At 61.0% G+C, this 19426-nt stretch carries 15 protein-coding genes, 4 tRNA genes and 1 riboswitch; of the genes, 4 read left to right on the top strand and 15 right to left on the bottom strand.

Annotation, left to right across the window (positions count from 1 at the left end):
- Positions 1–609: 609 nt before the first annotated feature.
- Positions 610–686 (bottom strand) — tRNA-Arg (locus tag AC07VG_RS06165).
- 563 nt (positions 687–1249) lie between these two features.
- Here AC07VG_RS06165 and AC07VG_RS06160 point away from each other — a divergent pair.
- On the top strand, positions 1250–1573 hold the full coding sequence (locus AC07VG_RS06160) for an Arc family DNA-binding protein (RefSeq protein WP_103497682.1): 324 nt from the start codon (positions 1250–1252) through the stop codon (positions 1571–1573).
- A gap of 68 nt (positions 1574–1641) precedes the next feature.
- Here the strand turns inward: AC07VG_RS06160 and mgtE are convergent, their stop codons facing one another.
- Complete coding sequence (gene mgtE / locus AC07VG_RS06155) at positions 1642–3084, bottom strand: magnesium transporter (protein WP_495004738.1); 1443 nt, start codon at positions 3082–3084, stop codon at positions 1642–1644.
- Between the two features lie 322 nt (positions 3085–3406).
- On the opposite strand from mgtE, the gene AC07VG_RS06150 reads away from it, so the two are divergent.
- Positions 3407–3874, top strand: coding sequence for a DUF4124 domain-containing protein (locus tag AC07VG_RS06150; protein ID WP_495004737.1), 468 nt, complete (start codon positions 3407–3409; stop codon positions 3872–3874).
- Positions 3875–3944: 70 nt separating this feature from the next.
- Here the strand turns inward: AC07VG_RS06150 and AC07VG_RS06145 are convergent.
- The 6 genes from AC07VG_RS06145 to alaS form a co-directional block, all read right to left on the bottom strand.
- Positions 3945–4018, bottom strand: a tRNA-Arg gene (locus tag AC07VG_RS06145).
- 71 nt (positions 4019–4089) lie between these two features.
- Positions 4090–4166 (bottom strand) — tRNA-Arg (locus AC07VG_RS06140).
- A gap of 108 nt (positions 4167–4274) precedes the next feature.
- A tRNA-Ser gene (locus tag AC07VG_RS06135) sits at positions 4275–4365 on the bottom strand.
- A gap of 62 nt (positions 4366–4427) precedes the next feature.
- The gene (gene csrA, locus AC07VG_RS06130; RefSeq protein ID WP_002554426.1) at positions 4428–4616 is read right to left on the bottom strand and encodes a carbon storage regulator CsrA; all 189 of its coding nucleotides are present in this window, start codon (positions 4614–4616) and stop codon (positions 4428–4430) included.
- Between the two features lie 186 nt (positions 4617–4802).
- Complete coding sequence (locus tag AC07VG_RS06125) at positions 4803–6044, bottom strand: aspartate kinase (protein ID WP_248800849.1); 1242 nt, start codon at positions 6042–6044, stop codon at positions 4803–4805.
- Between the two features lie 95 nt (positions 6045–6139).
- Entirely contained in the window at positions 6140–8764 is a 2625-nt protein-coding gene (gene alaS / locus AC07VG_RS06120; RefSeq protein WP_495004736.1) for an alanine--tRNA ligase, read from the bottom strand.
- A 354-nt stretch (positions 8765–9118) separates the two neighbouring features.
- A riboswitch (FMN riboswitch) is annotated at positions 9119–9288 on the top strand.
- A gap of 127 nt (positions 9289–9415) precedes the next feature.
- Here alaS and AC07VG_RS06115 point away from each other — a divergent pair.
- Positions 9416–9907, top strand: a complete 492-nt coding sequence (locus tag AC07VG_RS06115) for a 6,7-dimethyl-8-ribityllumazine synthase (protein WP_495004735.1) — start codon at positions 9416–9418, stop codon at positions 9905–9907.
- Between the two features lie 150 nt (positions 9908–10057).
- A complete protein-coding gene (locus tag AC07VG_RS06110) occupies positions 10058–11530 on the top strand; it encodes a M91 family zinc metallopeptidase (protein ID WP_495004734.1) in 1473 nt (490 codons plus the stop codon).
- A gap of 9 nt (positions 11531–11539) precedes the next feature.
- Here AC07VG_RS06110 and astE read toward each other — a convergent pair whose 3' ends face one another.
- The 7 genes from astE to AC07VG_RS06075 all read right to left on the bottom strand — a co-directional run bounded on the left by astE (position 11540) and on the right by AC07VG_RS06075 (position 19421).
- Positions 11540–12547 (bottom strand): succinylglutamate desuccinylase, encoded by a 1008-nt coding sequence (astE, locus tag AC07VG_RS06105; RefSeq protein ID WP_495004733.1) that lies wholly within the window; start codon positions 12545–12547, stop codon positions 11540–11542.
- A 17-nt stretch (positions 12548–12564) separates the two neighbouring features.
- On the bottom strand, positions 12565–12852 hold the full coding sequence (locus tag AC07VG_RS06100; RefSeq protein WP_103496542.1) for a topoisomerase II: 288 nt from the start codon (positions 12850–12852) through the stop codon (positions 12565–12567).
- A gap of 56 nt (positions 12853–12908) precedes the next feature.
- Positions 12909–14255, bottom strand: a complete 1347-nt coding sequence (gene astB, locus AC07VG_RS06095; protein WP_495004732.1) for an N-succinylarginine dihydrolase — start codon at positions 14253–14255, stop codon at positions 12909–12911.
- 132 nt (positions 14256–14387) lie between these two features.
- A complete protein-coding gene (astD, locus tag AC07VG_RS06090; RefSeq protein ID WP_495004739.1) occupies positions 14388–15857 on the bottom strand; it encodes a succinylglutamate-semialdehyde dehydrogenase in 1470 nt (489 codons plus the stop codon).
- Positions 15854–16879, bottom strand: a complete 1026-nt coding sequence (gene astA / locus AC07VG_RS06085; protein ID WP_495004731.1) for an arginine N-succinyltransferase — start codon at positions 16877–16879, stop codon at positions 15854–15856. The genes astD and astA overlap by 4 nt, the downstream gene beginning before the upstream one ends.
- A gap of 73 nt (positions 16880–16952) precedes the next feature.
- Entirely contained in the window at positions 16953–17972 is a 1020-nt protein-coding gene (aruF, locus tag AC07VG_RS06080) for an arginine/ornithine succinyltransferase subunit alpha (protein WP_495004730.1), read from the bottom strand.
- Positions 17973–18200: 228 nt separating this feature from the next.
- Positions 18201–19421: an aspartate aminotransferase family protein gene (locus AC07VG_RS06075; RefSeq protein WP_495004729.1), complete on the bottom strand. Its 1221-nt coding sequence runs from the start codon at positions 19419–19421 to the stop codon at positions 18201–18203.
- Between the last annotated feature and the right edge of the window lie 5 nt (positions 19422–19426).

Genomic DNA, 19426 nt, shown 5'->3' with positions numbered 1-19426 from the left:
GACTGCGCCGGAAGTGGGGCGAATTATAGAGCCACAGGATTTCCCGTCAACGCTTATTTTCACTTTTCTGTCATAAGCGTCACAAACAGCGTGGAGGCCCCAGGTTTTGCGGCGCCCGGACTGGCCTCTTCGCGGGCAAGCTCCGCTCCCACAAGGACCGCGTTACACCGCAAACTCTCGGTCAGACCCGGACACTGTGGGAGCGGAGCTTGCCCGCGAAGCTTTTAGCGGCTTCGAGGACGCCATCGCCGGCAAGCCGGGCTCCTACAAGGTCCGAGGCTGACCGAGAGCCTGCAGTGCGACTCGGTCCTGTGGGAGCGGAGCTTGCCCGCGAAGCTTTTAGCGCCTTCAAGGACGCCATCGCCAGCAAGCCGACTCCTACAAGGACCGCGTTGCTGTCGGGGGGCGGCTTCTTGGCCAATAGATGGGGAATTCGGAGCGTCACTCCACTCCTCCTATATAGAAGAGAACTCCCTGTCCAAACCCGGCAGGGTCGGACTCCCCCGAAACAGCCCCTGGAAAGCAGGATTTGAAATACGCAAAGCACTGACAGGCAACATCAGAACCGAAGCAATCAGGAAGAATAAAAGGATCAGGCAACAAACGATATGGTGTCCCAGGGCAGGTTCGAACTGCCAGCCTTCCCCTTAGGAGGGGGATGCTCTATCCAATTGAGCTACTGGGACAACGTTCGGCCACCAGGACAGGCGGCGCGAAGGACGGCGAGCATGTTAACGGGCATGCCGGTGTTTGTCATGTCGTCCCTGGGCTTTTTAACGGTAGGCCACCTCCCGCAAGCACGAACTAACCTGCCTCCTTGGTGTTTTTTCGTCCTGGCCTTGCTCGCTGGTCGGAAAGTCCGCTTCAACCCCATCTTGGCCCCCTCCGAAGACTAGAAAACCAGCAAATTGCCACTACGCTTTAACATTAGAAGCAAAAGGTCAGGCCAACGGGTAAAATCCGCGCCGTGCTGGCCAGACGCTTCCTGACAGGCCCAGGATGGCCGATCAGAGGGGCGCTACCGGGTGAAACTTTCAAACCAGTGCGCATTTCTGATAATTGGTGCTGGCATATTGCCTTTGTCCAGTTCAATATTTGTCACAGAATTGACGCCAAGGATCTGGCAAATTTGAGGCATGATGCGGGCCTCATTTCAATTCAGGTTGAACATTTGGCCAAGCATGCTGTCCTACTGACATCCCGCGGCCAATTCCGAGAACCGCTCCCCTGAACTAACCGGTTTAAAACTATGCGCCCATTGAAACAGGCAATTTATTCCAGCCGTACGGCTGACAAATTCGTCGTGCGTCTGCCCGATGGAATGCGTGAACGCATCGCCGAGGTGGCTCGCAACCATCACCGCAGCATGAATTCCGAGATCATTGCACGCCTGGAGCAAAGCCTTATTCAAGAAGGCGCACTGGGCGACGAGTTGAGCATGCGGCTGGACAGCCCCGAGCTCTCTCTGCATGAGCGCGAGCTGCTCCAGCGTTTCCGCCAGCTCTCCCACCGTCAACAGAATGCACTCGTGTCGCTGATCGCCCACGATGCCGAAATGGCAGACGCCAGCTGATTCATCCCTGAAAGCTCAAGCCAGCGGTGTGCTGGCTTTTTTTTGCCTGGGATTTGGCCGGGAAGCGCTTAGAGCAGGAAGATGGTTGCCAGCCCAAGGAAGATGAAGAAACCGCCGCTGTCGGTCATGGCGGTGATCATCACACTGGCGCCCATCGCCGGGTCGCGCCCCAGACGCACCAGGGTCATGGGGATCAACACCCCCATCAAGGCCGCCAGCAAGAGATTGAGGGTCATGGCCGCGGTCATGACCACGCCCAGCGACCAACTGCCATAGAGCAGGTAGGCGACCACGCCGATTACCCCACCCCACACCAGGCCGTTGATCAACCCCACCGCCAGCTCCTTGCGCATCAACCGCGAGGTGTTGCCCGTGCTGACCTGGTCAAGCGCCATGGCGCGCACGATCATGGTGATGGTCTGGTTGCCCGAATTGCCGCCAATGCCCGCAACGATCGGCATCAGGGCGGCCAGTGCCACCAGCTTCTCGATGGAGCCCTCGAACAGGCCAATCACCCGCGAGGCGACAAAGGCGGTGATCAGGTTGATCGCCAGCCACGCCCAACGGTTGCGCAGGGATTTCCAGACGGAAGCAAAGATATCCTCTTCTTCACGCAGACCGGCCATGTTGAGGACTTCGCTTTCACTTTCCTCACGAATCAGGTCGACCATTTCGTCAATGGTCAAACGGCCAATCAGCTTGCCGCTCTTGTCCACCACGGGGGCGGAAATCAGGTCATAACGCTCGAAGGCCTGGGCCGCGTCATAGGCATCCTCGTCCGGGTGAAAGCTCACCGGATCACTGGCCATGACTTCAGTCACCTGCTTCTCGGGATCGTTGACCAGCAGGCGCTTGATCGGCAGCACGCCCTTGAGCACGCCGTCATAATCGACCACGAACAGCTTGTCGGTATGACCCGGCAGCTCCTTGAGCCGACGCAGGTAGCGCAACACCACTTCCAGACTGACGTCCTCGCGGATGGTGACCATCTCGAAGTCCATCAGCGCTCCGACCTGCTCCTCGTCATAGGACAACGCGGAGCGAACGCGCTCACGCTGCTGGCCGTCGAGGGCTTCCATCAACTCATGCACAACGTCTCGCGGCAGCTCGGGGGCCAGATCAGCGAGTTCGTCGGCATCCATCTCCCTGGCGGCAGCCAGGAGCTCCTGATCATCCATGTCGGCGATCAGGGTTTCACGGACAGAGTCGGACACCTCAAGCAAGATATCGCCGTCACGCTCGGCCTTGACCAACTGCCAGACGGTCAGACGATCGTCCAGGGGCAAGGCCTCAAGGATATAGGCGACGTCGGCGGAGTGCAGGTCATCGAGCTTGCGTTGCAACTCGACGAGGTTCTGCCGATGAACCAGGTTTTCCACCCGGTCGTGATGAGGACCTTCCTGACGATGCGTCAGGTCTTCAACCACCCGCTGACGCTGCAGCAGGTCAACGACCTGAGCGAGACGATCCTGCAGGCTGTCCTGGCCTTTCTTTACTTCAACTTCGGTCATAGGCGAACTCCACTCCCAGCAGCGGGGCACGCCGGAAGGATCAATCAGTCAATTCGTGATTGGCATAACGAGAGATTAAGTAACTACTGGGTAAGTCCATGGAAATATTCCAAAAACCCCGGTGGGGCTGACGGGCGCAATCATACACCGCCCCCCACGCCTTCACGACCAAAAATCTTGGCTAGAACAAGCGCTTGCAGCACCCGGTCGAGCGCTTTACGCCGGCCTTTTGCTTACGACGACTCATCCTGAAAAGAAAACGTCCCCCACCACCAAACGCTCACCGCTAGGCTAAATGAAAGACCGTCAAGGAGGACGTCCGATGCCACCGAAAAACCTTTTCTCCCTATTGCTCGCACTCTGCCTGCCCTTCCCGGCCGGCGCTGCCAGCATCCATCGCTGTGAAAACGACAGCGGCCATATCACCTTTACCACCCTGGGATGCGCGCCAGACGAAGCGCTGAAACCCCAGCGCGCGCACAATCCCGCACCCGGAAGCCGGCCCACATCCGCCAGCAGGCCAAAAACCACCAGCGTAATGCCGCGAGAGCTGACCGTAGTCGGCGAACATGATGACGGCTGCGACAATCTGTTGAGCGCGCAGGAAAAGCGCCGGGCGATCATCAACCAGCAGGTTCGCCCCGGCATGAGTCGCCTGGAAGTGGAAAGCGCCCTGGGAAGGCCGGATCGAATCAGTACGAGCAACACCGCGACGCGCTATCACTACCACCTGAAAAGGGGCCGTAGCAGCCTGGTGGTGCTGGATGAGAAGGGATGCGTCAAACGCTAGCCAGCGCCATAAACCCAAACGCCAGACGGCAAAAAGCCCGCAACCAGTGCGGGCTTTTTGTTGTATGGGGTGCACTCGACAGGATTCGAACCTGTGACCGCTCGGTTCGTAGCCGAGTACTCTATCCAGCTGAGCTACGAGTGCATGTGTGTTTTTAGACCAGATCACAACTGGTTGAAGCCACGTTATTCGTATCACTACCAACAACGCTTAAATGGTGCACTCGACAGGATTCGAACCTGTGACCGCTCGGTTCGTAGCCGAGTACTCTATCCAGCTGAGCTACGAGTGCATTTGATGCCGCGCATTATAGGCCGTGAAATCTTTTTGTAAAGCGCTTTTTTCTAGTAATTTCAACAACTTACCGAAGAAGCCAGATCTACACGTACTACGCAAATAATGGCGGAGAAGGGGGGATTCGAACCCCCGACACCCTTTTGAGGTGTACTCCCTTAGCAGGGGAGCGCCTTCGGCCACTCGGCCACCTCTCCGCAACACGGGGCGTATAATAACCAACCTTTTCCCCGTTTGCAAAGCAAAAAATCAAATAAAATTAATGGCTTGGTTCTTCGTCCTTCTCTTTCTTGATCCGCAGATAGATTTCCTCACGGTGTACAGCCACTTCCTTGGGGGCATTGACCCCAATTCGGACTTGATTTCCTTTGACGCCAAGCACGGTCACAGTGATTTCACCGTCACCGATGATCAGGCTTTCTGCGCACCGACGAGTCAGAATCAGCATACCTTTCTCCTACACGCACTTCAGTTCAGGGACAACAGTCTGCAAAAAGGGCTTCGGCTTACAGGCTATATAGCCATTGCCCTACACCCCTGAGTATTGACCAGCGCAGACAAAAGAACAGCTCCCGCCCACGCCCATCAAGAAAAACAAAGGGCGCGGTTCAACCGCGCCCTTGGGGACGATGCGTCACTCGCCCTGTCGGGCCGGTGCGTCCAGCTCGAAGGCCGTGTGCAGCGCCCGTACCGCCAGCTCCAGATACTTCTCTTCGATCACCACGGAGACTTTGATCTCCGAGGTCGAGATCATCTGGATATTGATGCTTTCCTTGGCCAGGGCCTCGAACATGCGGCTGGCCACGCCAGCGTGGGAACGCATGCCGACACCGACGATCGACACCTTGGCGATCTTGGTGTCGCCGACCACTTCACGAGCACCGATCTCACGTGCGGTGTTTTCCAGGACGGTTTGCGCGGCCTGGTAGTCGTTGCGGTGCACGGTGAAGGTGAAGTCGGTGGTGTTATCGTGCGCGACGTTCTGCACGATCATGTCGACTTCGATATTCGCGGCACTGATCGGGCCGAGAATCTTGAAGGCCACGCCGGGGGTGTCTGGCACGCCACGGATGGTCAGCTTGGCTTCATCGCGGTTGAAGGCGATGCCGGAAATGATCGGCTGTTCCATGGATTCCTCTTCATCAATAGTAATGAGGGTGCCCGGACCCTCTTTGAAGCTGTGCAGGACGCGCAGCGGAACGTTGTACTTGCCGGCGAACTCGACCGCACGGATCTGCAACACCTTGGAACCGAGGCTGGCCATTTCCAGCATCTCTTCGAAGGTGATCTTGTCCAGGCGCTGGGCCTGGGCCACAACGCGTGGATCGGTGGTGTAGACGCCATCGACGTCGGTGTAGATCTGGCATTCGTCAGCCTTCAAGGCCGCCGCCAGCGCCACGCCGGTGGTGTCGGAACCGCCACGCCCGAGGGTGGTGATATTGCCGTGCTCGTCGACGCCCTGGAAACCGGCGACCACGACCACGCGACCGGCCTTCAGATCGCCACGAATCTTCTGATCGTCGATCTGCAGGATGCGCGCCTTATTGTGCGCGCTGTCGGTCAGGATCCGCACCTGGTTGCCGGTGTACGAGACCGCCGGTACACCACGCTTGATCAGCGCCATGGCCAGCAAGGCGATGGTCACCTGCTCGCCGGTGGAAACGATCACATCCAGTTCACGCGGAACCGGCTGCTGCTCGCCACTGATTTGCTTGGCCAGTTCGATCAGGCGGTTGGTCTCGCCGCTCATCGCGGACAGTACAACCACCAGGTCATCACCGGCTTCGCGGAACTTCTTAACCTTGTCGGCTACCTGCTCGATTCTCTCGACGGAGCCGACCGAGGTACCTCCGAATTTCTGTACGATCAAAGCCATTTCTAAGCCGCCTCAGCCCGTAAAGGGGCGCCCATTAATCATTCAACTTCACAGCTGCGATGCCCGCCACTAGACAGCAGGCACCCTTCGCGGCCTTAAACGCCCTGTTCGACAAAAGGTACGGTCAGGGCCAGCGCGGCATCCAGTTGCGCAGCGTCGATACCGCCGCCTTGCGCCATATCCGGACGACCACCGCCCTTCCCGCCCACTGCCGCAGCGGCTTGTTTCATCAGATCACCGGCTTTGAGTTGGCCAGTCAGGTCCTTGGTCACGCCTGCAACCAGAACGACCTTTTCCTCATGGACACTGCCGAGCAGGATCACTGCGCGACCGAGTTTGTTTTTCAGTTGATCGACCAACGCCAGCAGCGCCTTGCCATCCTGCCCGTCCAGGCGCACGGCCAGGACCTTGACGCCCTTGACGTCCAGGGCCGAAGCCGACAGGTCATCGCCCGCCGCGCTGGCGGCCTTGGCCTGCAATTGCTCCAGCTGTTTTTCCAGCAGGCGGTTGCGTTCCAGCACCGCCGACAGCTTGTCGATCAGGTTGTCGCGACTGCCCTTGATCAGGCTCGCGGCTTCCTTGAGTTGCTCTTCAGCGGCGTTCAGGTAGGCCAGTGCCGCTGCCCCCGTGACCGCTTCGATACGCCGTACGCCTGAGGCGACGCCGCCTTCGCTGGTAATTTTCAGCAGGCCGATATCGCCGGTGCGGTTGGCGTGGATACCGCCACACAGCTCAACGGAGAAATCGCCGCCCATGCTCAGTACCCGAACGCTGTCACCGTACTTCTCGCCAAACAGCGCCATGGCGCCTTTCTTCTTGGCGGTGTCGATATCGGTTTCTTCGGTTTCCACCACCGAGTTCTTGCGGATCTCGGCGTTGACGATATCTTCCAGGGCCTTGAGCTGCTCAGGCTTGATGGCTTCGAAGTGGCTGAAGTCAAAGCGCAGGCGCTGGCTATCGACCAACGAACCCTTCTGCTGGACATGCTCGCCCAACACCTGACGCAACGCGGCGTGCAGCAGGTGCGTGGCCGAGTGGTTCAGGGACGTGGCGTGGCGCACCTCGGCGGCCACCTGGGTGTCAACCTGGGCACCGACCAACAGGCTGCCTTGGGCCAGGACACCGTGGTGCAGGAACGCACCGCCGGTCTTGGTGGTATCGCGCACATCGAAGCGAGCGGCAGCCGCCTTGAGATAACCGCAATCACCCACCTGGCCGCCCGACTCGGCATAGAACGGCGTCTGGTCCAGGACCACAACGCCCTCTTCGCCTTCATTCAAGACGTCGACCGACTGCCCTTCTTTATAGAGTGCCACGACTTTCGCCGAACCGCTGGTAGCACTGTAGCCGGTGAACTCGGTGGCGACGTCGACCTTGACCAGGCTGTTGTAGTCCATACCGAAGGAACTGGCCGAACGCGCGCGTACGCGCTGGGCTTCCATCTCGCGCTCGAAACCGGCCTCGTCGAGAGTCAGGCTGCGTTCACGAGCGATGTCACCGGTCAGGTCCATAGGGAAACCGTAGGTGTCGTACAGCTTGAACACCACGTCGCCGGGGACGACCGACCCCTTGAGTTCGGCCAGGTCCTGCTCGAGGATCTTCAGGCCTTGCTCCAGGGTCTTGGCGAACTGCTCTTCTTCGGCTTTGAGCACGCGCTCGATATGCGCCTGCTGGGATTTCAGCTCAGGGAAGGCCTCGCCCATCTCGGCGACCAGGGCGGCAACGATCTGATAGAAGAAGCTGCCTTTGGCGCCCAGCTTGTTGCCGTGACGGCAGGCCCGGCGAATGATCCGACGCAGCACATAGCCACGGCCTTCGTTGGACGGCAACACACCGTCGGCAATCAGGAAGCCGCAGGAACGAATATGGTCAGCCACGACTTTCAGCGACGCCTGGTTGTCGTTGCTGCAGCCGATCGCCCGGGCCGAAGCACTCAGCAGGCTCTGGAACAGGTCGATCTCATAGTTGGAGTGAACGTGCTGCAACACCGCACTGATCCGCTCCAGGCCCATGCCGGTGTCCACCGACGGCGCCGGCAGCGGATGCAACACGCCGTCGGCGGTGCGGTTGAATTGCATGAACACGTTGTTCCAGATTTCGATGTAGCGGTCGCCGTCTTCTTCCGGCGAGCCGGGTGGGCCACCCCAGATATCGGCGCCGTGATCGTAGAAAATCTCGGTGCACGGACCGCACGGACCGGTATCGCCCATGGTCCAGAAGTTATCGGACGCGTAAGGCGCGCCCTTGTTGTCACCGATACGGACCATGCGCTCAGCCGGCACGCCGACTTCCTTGGTCCAGATATCGTAGGCTTCGTCGTCGCTGGCGTAGACCGTGACCCAGAGCTTCTCCTTCGGCAGGTTCAGCCACTGGTCGGACGTCAGGAAGGTCCAGGCGAAGGTGATCGCATCACGTTTGAAATAGTCGCCAAAGCTGAAGTTGCCGAGCATTTCGAAAAAGGTGTGGTGACGAGCGGTATAACCGACGTTTTCCAGGTCGTTGTGCTTGCCGCCGGCGCGCACGCATTTCTGACTGCTGACCGCGCGGGTATAGGCGCGCTTTTCCTGGCCCAGGAAGCAGTCCTTGAACTGGTTCATCCCCGCGTTGGTGAACAGCAGGGTCGGGTCGTTGCCCGGAATCAAAGAGCTGGAGGCTACACGGGTGTGGCCTTGCTGTTCGAAGAAGCGAAGGAAGGCTTCACGGATTTCTGCGCTTTTCATAGGTTCTTCCACGGAGTCTGCGGCCAAACGCAAGTGCATCACATCCAAAAGGGTTTGCGACTTGCAAAGGGCCGCATTATATCGGCCCTGCGCCTTGGGTACAGTGTGTTTATACGATAGAAACCGTCAATTGGACGGCCTGCAGTCTCATTCACGGCCAAATTCGGCCAATACCGCAACAACTTGTTCAACTTGCGTACACCTGGCGTCCCTATACCCAGGGTGACTTCAGCCTGATCGACGGCGGCTCGAGCCGACACGTCCTGCGGAAATTCGATCATTATTATCGAAACGACGACATGCGCTGCCTGAAAATATATGTTAAAAACTGGGCGCCGCCAGAAAGTCTGGTGGCAACGTTCTCAGGGCGGGGTGCAACTCCCCACCGGCGGTAATGGCGCGCAATGCGTCTAGCCCGCGAGCGCTTGACGACTCCCACGGCCTTGGCTGTCGGTCGACAAGGTCAGCAGACCCGGTGTGATCCCGGGGCCGACGGTCATAGTCCGGATGAAGAGAGAACGGGATTGACACCCAGGGGCCGTCCGCTGATCCGTGTGTGCCTGCGAGCATCCCACAACGAAGCTGAACGCACCCTTGAATCCCATTCGATTCATATCGCCCTGTTTTTCACACAAACAGGAGTCAGAACAGATGCAACCCACCCCTATTCATCACAACCAACGTATCGCCTTCATCCAGGCTTGCTGGCACAAGGATATTGTCGACCAGGCGCGCCACGGTTTTGTCTCGGAAATCGCCAAGCTGGGCTATCAGGAAAGCGATATCGACTTCTTCGAGGTCGGCGGCGCATTCGAAATCCCTCTGCATGCCAAGCTGCTGGCCAAGTCCGGGCGGTATGCCGGCGTGGTCGCCGCGGGCCTGGTGGTTGATGGCGGAATCTATCGCCACGACTTCGTCGCCACCGCGGTGATCGACGGCCTGATGCAAGTCCAGCTGGACACCGAAGTGCCGGTATTTTCGGTGGTACTGACCCCGCACCACTTCCACGCGGGTGAAGAACACCAGAAATTCTTCTTCGATCACTTCGTGCACAAAGGCCAGGAAGCGGCGAAAACCTGCGCCGACACCCTGAGCAAACTGCGCGCCCTGCCGCGTCTCACGCCACAGAAAGTAGCGGTCTGAGCCACCGGCGACCTGCCGGCCCGGGCCGGCGGGTCATTGCCCCGCACATAACTATCTACCCTCTCCCAGCGGCGCCAATGCGTTTAAGTGGACTCGACATTCAGCCCTTTCAGGGCTCTCGAAACCCACCGCTTGCGGAGACACCGCCCTATGAACGACTTTTCCAGACTTGGCCCGGACATGCCCGTCCCGCCCGCTAATGAACACTGGATCGACGGCAACCACGAAAACCCCCAGCCACTCACCACCGCCCTGAGCCAATACCCGGACGACCAGCGGATCATGCACAGCCATACGCTGCACGTGGACGACACGGTCATGGTGGAGCGCAACAAGCTCGAGATATCCCCCGGCTATCGCGGCCCCACCGACCATCTGGTGTTCACCACCCGGGACCGCTCCGACCAGATACACCTGTATCTGACCGATCATCCGGTCCTCGATATCAATAACCGGCGCTATCACCTGAAGATGGCCTCAACCGGGCAAGTCATTGTGCTGCGCACACAGGGCGGCGATGACAACATCCGGGTCGACGACCAGGTGCAGACCACGGTGTTCATCGACTCGGGTACCGGCGACGACCGAGTACTCTGCGGCGGCGGCTTCACAAAAGTCAGCGCCGGCCCCGGCAACGACCAGGTGATCACACGCTCCGGCGCCAGCTATATCGAAGCGGGGGAAGGCGACGATATCGTCAGCGGTCAGGGCGGCGGCGCCATGACCGCCTATGGCGGCAAGGGCCACGACGTCCTGATCGGCGGCGAAGGTGCCTGTTTCCTGGATGGCGGCCAGGGCGACGATGTGCTGCTAGGCGGCAGAGGCCACAACGTGCTCAGCGGGGCCGACGGCAACGACCAGATCAGCCCCGGCCCTGGCCGCAATACGGTCTACACCGGGACCGGCGTGGACTTCGTCGAACACCTCGGGCCCAATACCCAGCTGTTCAATGCGTATGCCGCCACCGGGCCCGTTCCGTCAAACATCGATACAGCGCCCGGCACCGTCATCGCCGCCAAGGAGCTGGACAGTTGCGGTGTGGTCGTTGAGGGCACGTTGGAGTTCCAGGAGCGGGTCAAGGACGACCTCAGACTGCTGCTGGGTTCCGGCAACGGCCGGCAATTGCTCGGAGCCCTGGGCGAGGCCAGGAAAAAAAGCGGCGTCCCGGTGCTGGTCAAGGAGTTGACCGAGGAGGAGAACGGCATGTGCTTCCCGAACCGCTCGCAACCCGATAACCCGTTTGAGGACGAACACCCCTTTATCGAAAACGGCCAGGCGGGCATTCCGGTCAAGGGTTGCACGGTGTACTACGATCCGTCGTTCCTCAAGGGCGAAGTCACCAGCATCGTTCATCTCTACCACGAGCTGTGCCACGCCTATAACTACGTGACCGGAACGGTTTTTCTAGGCTATGGCCCCGACGGTCCGGACGGGAACAACCCTCGGCGCCCGGTTCCCAACCCCGAACTCCAGGCTGTCGGCTTAAGCGCCAACGCACCGCCATTCGATTTCGACGGGAACCCCGCGACACCACCCCTGAACAGCAATCCCGAGGCTTTCAGCGAAAACGGCCTACGCCGGGAGTTCGGTATCCCACCACGCAAGCAATACCGGGGAGACTGATCGCCAGGCCTAAACCAGGTGCTCGTCGCAGGATGGCACCACCAGAATCCCCGCCCGTAGGCCATTTTTCACCTTCGGGTTGGGGAAAATGATCCGCGCGCCCTGCTCTTCCACGACCCAGCGGCTGTTCGCCAGGTCCTCGGCCAGCAGATAGCCCTGGGGCAGTTCCGAGAAGTTCTCGATATCCACCGGCAAGTGCATCAGGAAGCTGTCGCTGTGCTTGATGATTTCCCGGGCCACGCTGAACAGTTGCAAACCTTCAAGCGTTTCATCAGTGGCCGGCTCGCGCCCCTCGATGATCTGCTTGAGGCGCAATTCCAGGCGTGTCACATCGACGCCCTCGTTCTGCCCGAACGGACGCGCCTTGCCCAGTTCCAGGGTAAAGGCCTCGGCGCCCAGCTTGTCGTAGGTGTAGCTGCTGAAGACGATGGACGGCTTGTTCTGCAACAGCACCGCCGTCATCCCGGCGGCGCGCAGGCGGGCCAGCTCGCGACGGGAATGCGCCCGGCCTTCCTGGAAGGGATACAGGGCGAACTGTTCGATCTTCGAACCGCGAATGGCCGTGTGCAGGTCATAGTGCAGGCGCTCGCGATCCGCCAGGCTGAAGAAACTCGCCGCCAGGCGCTCCAGCTCGCAAGCGCGCAGGGCTTCACTGCCACTGCTCTGCTCATGCCGGCCGTTGAACAGCCGGTTGACGTCCTGCTCGACAAAACGCTCGCCGCGACGGATCGCCTCGGGATTGCCGAACAGGAACAGAATACGTGCGCGGGGCTTGAGATCGCCCCGGGCAATGTCGTGCAACAGCCGATCGAGCAACTCGATCGGCGCTGTTTCGTTACCGTGGATACCGGCGGACAACAGCAGGTCCAGCCCATTGTCCCGGACCTCGGGAGGCCGCACTTCAAGCGCGCCCTCGCTCAGCCAGCGCATGCGCACACCGTCGACCGTCAGTTGAGTCTTCTCCGCCGGTTCACGACCGGCGAGGGTCAGTTCAAGCAGTTTGCCGAGGGCGAGCATGGCGCGGTATTCCTTAATCAGTGATGGTGATCGCAGTCGGGGCCGTGGACATGATCGTCCTCGCCGATCTCGGCCGGCTCCATCTCCAGTTGCAGGCTGACCAGGTTGGTCGCCAGCGGGCGCAACAGCAGGTTGGCGTATTCGGCGTCGCCTTCCTCGACATCGACACCGATCAGCAGTTGGCCGCGACCGTCGTGCTGGATCCACAATTCCTTGCCCTGCCAGATCACCGCGACGCGGGTGCAGGAGGTTTCCAGTTGAGTGCCGTCGGTATCTTCAAGGATCAGCTGCAGGGTATCGCTCATGTTTTAGGCTCTCGTCTGGAAGTAAAACGCCGCGCTCCAAGACAGAGCGGCGGCCTTCAATTGATCTGGAATGGGTAAACCGAGCCCAGTTTAAGGATTTGCGTCAGTTCATCCAATGCCGTGCGACATTCAAGCAGCAACCGCGGGTCGGCCAGGTCGCTTTCACGCAGGCTGTCGCGGTAGTGCTTGTCGACCCACTGGGTCAGCGTGCCATACAACGGCGCCGTCATGATAACCCCCGGGTTGACCGCCGCCAGTTCGTTTTCCTTCAAGGCCACGCGCAAGCGCAGGCAGGCCGGGCCACCGCCGTTCTGCATGCTCTGCTTGAGGTCGAAGACCTTGACCTCGCGGACCGGGCCGGCGGCGCTGGTCAGTTCCTGCAAGTAGGCCCAGACCCGTGGGTTGCCACGGCACTCTTCCGGCACGATCAGCAGCATGCCACCGTCGGCCCGGTTCAACAGCTGGCTGTTGAACAGGTAGGAACGCACCGCGTCTTCCACCGCCACTTTCGAGCGCGGCACGCAGATCGCCTGGAAGTTGCCACCGCGCTTGGCCAGCTTGCCCTGCAACTCGGCGAGCATCTGCTCGGTGTCGAGGAAGGCGTCCTCGTGGTAGAACAACACCTCGCCGTTACCCACCGCGATCACGTCGTTGTGGAACACACCCTGGTCGATCACGGCCGGGTTCTGTTGAGCATAGACCACGCCGTCGTCGCTCAGGCCATGCAGACGGGCGACCGCCTGCGAGGCTTCGAGGGTCTGACGCGCCGGGTATTTCTGCGGCGCCGGGTAGCGAGTATCGAAGGCGCTGCGACCGAAGACGAAGAACTCGACGCCGGCTTCGCCGTACTCTCGGCAGAAACGCGTGTGGTTGGCCGCACCTTCGTCGCCGAACTGGGCCACGGCAGGTAGCGCCGCGTGATGGGCGAAATGCTTGGCGTCGGCGAACATCGCCGCCAGCACACGGCTGGTGGTCGGGTGCTCGATGCTGCGGTGGTATTTGCAGTTGAGGTTGGCGGCGGTGAAATGCACGCGGCCGTCGGCGGTGTCGGCACTCGGGCTGACGGTGCCGGCGTTGGCCACCCACATGCTCGACGCCGAGCAACTGGCGACCAGCAACGGCATCGCCTGCTTCGCGGCCTGTTCAATCACCTGTGCATCGCTGCCGGTGAAACCGAGACTGCGCAGGGCCGCTACATCCGGACGCTCCTGCGGGGCCAGTACGCCCTGGACAAAGCCCATGTCCATCAGCGCTTTCATTTTCGCCAGGCCTTGCAGCGCCGCTTCCTTGGGGTTGGAAGCCTGCTGGCTGTTGCTCTGGGAAGCGACGTTGCCGTAGGACAGGCCGCCGTAGTTATGGGTCGGGCCTACAAGACCGTCAAAATTGACTTCAAAGGATTTCATCGGCGAGGCTCCATGAATCTGTTTTTATAAGCACAAATCATCTGCGTATGGCGACCACTTTGCGGTCATCGCCAGCAAGCTGGCTCCTACAGGAGCTGGCTTGCCAGCGATAGGGCCCGCAGGCCCGACGAATCAGGAAAGCCGAACACCCGGTGTCAGTGTCGCCGGCACCGTCAAGCTCGGCGTTTCCAGCGATGCCACCGGGTACGCGCAATAATCCGCCGCGTAATAGGCGCTGGCGCGATGGTTGCCCGAGCCCCCGACCCCACCGAACGGCGCACTGCTGGCAGCACCCGTCAGTTGTTTGTTCCAGTTGACGATCCCGGCCCGGCTTTCCAGCCAGAACTGCTGGTAACGCGCCTCGGAATCCGACAGCAGGCCTGCGGCCAGGCCGTACTGCGTATTGTTGGCCTCGGCAATCGCCGCGTCGAAATCAGCGTAGCGAATCACTTGCAGCAAGGGGCCGAACAACTCTTCATCAGGGCGATCAGCCACCGCCGTTACATCGAGAATACCCGGGGTCAGCAACGCCGCCGTGGCCTGCGGCTGAGTCATTTCCAGCAATGCCAGGGCGCCATGGCCCAGCAATTGCGCCTGGGCGTCCATCAAGGCACGCGCGGCACCGAGGGACACCACCGAGCCCATGAACGGTGCCGGCTGCTGGTCGAACGCACCGACTTCAATGGTCGCGCTGACCGCCACCAGGCGCTCCAGCAGCGTATCGCCCCAGGCCCCTTCAGGCACCAGCAGGCGGCGGGCACAGGTGCAACGCTGCCCGGCGGAGATAAAGGCCGACTGAATAATGGTGTACACCGCCGCGTCCAAGTCCTGGACCTGATCGACTACCAGCGGGTTGTTGCCGCCCATTTCCAGAGCCAGGATCTTGTCCGGACGCCCGGCGAATTGCTGATGCAGATGGTTGCCGGTGCGGCTCGAACCGGTGAAGAACAGACCGTCGATGCCCGCATTCGCCGCCAGGGCAATCCCGGTTTCCCGCGCGCCCTGCAACAGGTTCAATACGCCCGCCGGCAGACCGGCCTCGATCCAGCAACGCACGGTCAGTTCAGCGACCTTCGGGGTCAGTTCGCTCGGTTTGAACAGCACGCTGTTACCGGCCAGCAACGCCGGCACGATATGTCCATTGGGCAAGTGGCCAGGGAAGTTGTAAGGACCGAACACCGCCACCACACCGTGGGGCTTGTGGCGCAACACCGCGGTGGCGTCGCCCAGCGGGCCGCTCTTCTCGCCGGTACGCTCACGGTAGCTCTGCACCGAGATGGCGATCTTGTTGACCATGCTGGTCACTTCGGTCGCCGCTTCCCACAGGGGTTTGCCGGTTTCTTCACCGATGCAACGGGCCAACTCGTCGGCACGGCTTTTCAGCTGCGCGGCAAAACTTTCGAGTACGACAATACGCTCGTCGAGGGAACGCTTGGCCCAGGCCGGAAACGCCTGGCGCGCGGCCTGCACGGCGGCGTCGACCTGGGCGGCACTGGCCCCCTTGCCGGACCACAGTACGCGCTGGGTCACCGGGTTCAACGATTCGAAGGCTTCGCCCCGGCCTTCCTGCCAGGCACCAGCGATGTAAAGCGTGCTCATTATTTCGACTCCCGGGAAGCAGACAACGGTACCGCGCGGACCTGATCGCCCGCGCTCAGTTGAAGACGTTTGGCGGTCAGCGGATCGACCACCAGGGTGCCCGCCGCCAGGCGTGCCGGAGCCGCGGTGATACGGCAGTCCTCGCGCTTGCGGTTGTGGATCAGGTACGGCGTGGCATCGTCACCCGGGGTGCCGACGGCCAACACCAGCGCCTGGCTGTCGCGCACCGCGCGGATCTTGCTGGTTTCGCACTCCACCGCTGGACCGGCGTCGAAGATGTCGACATAACCCTGGTAACTGAAACCTTCGCTCTTGAGCATCGCCAGCGCCGGCTCGGTGTCGGTGTGCACCTTGCCGATCACCGCGCGCGCCTCTTCGGAGAGGAAGCAGGTGTACAGCGGGAACTTGGGCATCAACTCGGCGATAAAAGCCTTGTTGCCGACACCGGTCAGGTAATCAGCCTGGCTGAATTCCATCTTGAAGAAGTGCCGGCCCAGGCTTTCCCAGAACGGCGAGCGCCCGGCCGCATCGGACATGCCACGCATCTCGGCGATGATCTTGTTGCCGAACAACTCGGGGAATTCAGCGATAAACAGCATCCGCGCCTTGGCCAGCATGCGGCCGTTGAGGCCACTGCGATAGTCGGCATGCAGGAACAGCGAGCACAGCTCCGAGTTACCGGTCAGGTCGTTGGCCAGGAACAGCGTCGGAATTTCGCGGTAGATCTTCAGTTCCTGGGAAGCGCTGACCGTCAGGCCGACCCGGAAGTTGTACCAGGGCTCACGAAGGCCCACCGCGCCGGCAATGGCGCTGATACCGACCACGCGGCCATTGTCGTCTTCGAGCACGAACAGATAGTCCGCATCGCCACGACCGGCTTCACCAGTGAAGGTTTTTTCCGCCCAAGCGACCCGATGGGCCAGGCGCTCTTCATTGGCCGGTAAGGTGGTCAGGCCGGTGCCCGTGCTGCGGGCCAGGTCGATCAGAGCGGGTAAATCGCTGCTGCGTACGGGACGAACGATCATGCTATCTCCTCAAACGGGCACCGGCTGACGGCCGCCCGCGAAACTCGCTGTAAGGCTGCTTTCGATACCGGCCTTAAACCGCTACCAGGCGCACGCTGGCACCTTCGCCGACGCCCAGGGCTTCGGCGGCTTGTAGGTCCAGGGTGACCGGTTTGCCCGGCGCATAATCGAGCTCCAGCAACACCGCGCGATAATCCTGCAGCAATGCGTTGGACACCAGGTACTGGCGTCCGCCGCCCTTGTAGGTGTCACCGAGCTTCACCGGTACCACCCGGCTCTGGGCGATGGAGCGAATCCCGCTGACCCGCGCATGCAGGGTCGGACCGCCATCGAAGATGTCGATGTAGTGATCGGTTTCGAAGCCTTCGCGCATCAGGATATCGAAGGTGATCTGCGCCCGCGGGTGCACTTGGCCCATCGCCTCTTGGGCGGCGTCCGGCAGCAGCGGCACGTAGATCGGGTAATGCGGCATCAGTTCGGCGAGGAAGGTCCGGCTTTTCAGGCCGCACAGGCGCTCGGCCGCCGCGTAGTTCAGGTCGAAGAAGTTGCGACCGATGGCATCCCAGAACGGCGAGTCGCCGTGTTCGTCGCTGTAGCCGACGATCTCGGTCACCACCGAATCGGCGAAGCGCTCCGGATGACTGGCGACGAACAGCAGACGCCCGCGGGAATTGAGCTCCGACCAGGCCGAACCGACCAGCTCCGGGACCACGTAGAAGCTGGTCAGCAGGCTGTTGCCGGTCAGGTCATGGCACTGCGAAAGCACATGGATCTTGTTGTGGATCTTCAGCTCGCGGGAGGCATGCACGAAAGTCTCGTTACGGAAGCTGTAGAACGGCTCCGAGTAGCCGGCCGAGGCAACGATGGCCGAGCAGCCCGCCAGCTTGCCGGTGGCGCTGTCTTCGAGCACGAAGAAATAGCTTTCTTCGCCATTGAAGCTGACTTCGGCGGCGAACGAGGCCTCACTTGCTGCGATCTTGTCGCGCAGGCGGCCTTCGTCATCCGGCAAGGAAGTGACACCGATCGGGCTGTCCGCGGCCAGGCGCCGTACCTCGTCCAGGTCAGCCATTTGCGCGGGGCGCATCACCAGCATGGTGTCACTCCTTCAATCCAGAACAGGTCGGTGTGTACCGACAGAAAAAAAATACCCGGGTAGGAGCGAGCGTGCTCGCGATGGTGGCCCAGGCACCGCGGGGTATCGGATACCCCGCGTTATCGTTGACGATCATCGTCGGAACGCCGCCCAGAGCAAGCTCGCTCCTACAGGTACAGGAAATATAGGCCCGACGGTGGCCATCCTGGGCCACCGCCGGGCGGTCCATCAGGCTTGCGTCAGCTTGGCCACGGCGCGCTCGAAACGATCCAGGCCTTCGTTGATGTCCGCGTCTTCAACCACCAGGCTCGGGGCGAAACGAATCACGTCCGGGCCAGCTTGCAGGATCATCAGGTTTTCTTTTTCCGCGGCGTTGAACACGTCCTTGGCCTTGCCCTTCCAGGCATCGGCCAGCACGCAACCGAGCAACAGGCCCATGCCACGCACCTGGCTGAACAGGCCGTATTTGGCGCCGATCTGCTCCAGGCGGGTCTTGAACTGGTCGTGCTTGGTTTTCACACCGTTCAACACCTGCGGGGTGTTGATCACATCGATCACCGCGTTGCCGACCGCACACGCCAGCGGGTTACCACCGTAGGTGGTGCCGTGGGTGCCGACCACCAGGTGCTTGGCCAGCGCTTCAGTGGTGAGCATCGCGGCAATCGGGAATCCGCCACCCAGGCTCTTGGCGCTGGTGAGGATGTCCGGGGTCACGCCGTATTGCATGTAGGCAAACAGCGAGCCGCTGCGGCCCATGCCGGTCTGCACTTCATCGAACACCAGCAGCGCGTCGTGCTGGTTGCACAGCTCGCGGGCGCCTTGCAGGTAGGACAGTTCGGCCGGCAGTACGCCGCCCTCGCCCTGGATCGGTTCCAGGACCACGGCGCAGGTCTTGTCCGAGATCGCGGCTTTCAGCGCGTCGAGGTCATTGAACGGCACATGGGTGATACCGGTGATTTTCGGACCGAAGCCATCGGAGTACTTCGACTGGCCACCGACGTTCACGGTGAACAGGGTGCGACCGTGGAAGCTGTTCAGCGCGGCGATGATTTCGTACTTCTCCGAACCGAAGCGGTCGAACGCCACGCGACGGGCCAGCTTGAAGGCGGCCTCGTTGGCTTCGGCGCCGGAGTTGCAGAAGAACACCCGCTCGGCGAAGGTCGCGTCCACCAGCTTCTTGGCCAGGCGCAGGGCCGGCTCGTTGGTGAACACGTTGGATACGTGCCACAGGTTGTTCGCCTGCTCGGTCAGCGCGCCAACCAGCGCCGGGTGCGCGTGGCCCAATACGTTAACCGCGATACCGCCGGCGAAATCGATCAGCTCCCGGCCCGCCTGGTCCCATACTCGGGAACCCGCGCCGCGCACAGGAATAAAAGTCGCAGGTGCGTAGTTGGGAACCATGACCTGGTCGAAATCGGCGCGTTGCACCGGAGCTTGCTCAACGGACATCGGAG

It is taken from the genome of Pseudomonas sp. GW821-FHT03C07, assembly GCF_059420925.1.
This window is presented reverse-complemented; position numbering and strand designations above follow the sequence as displayed.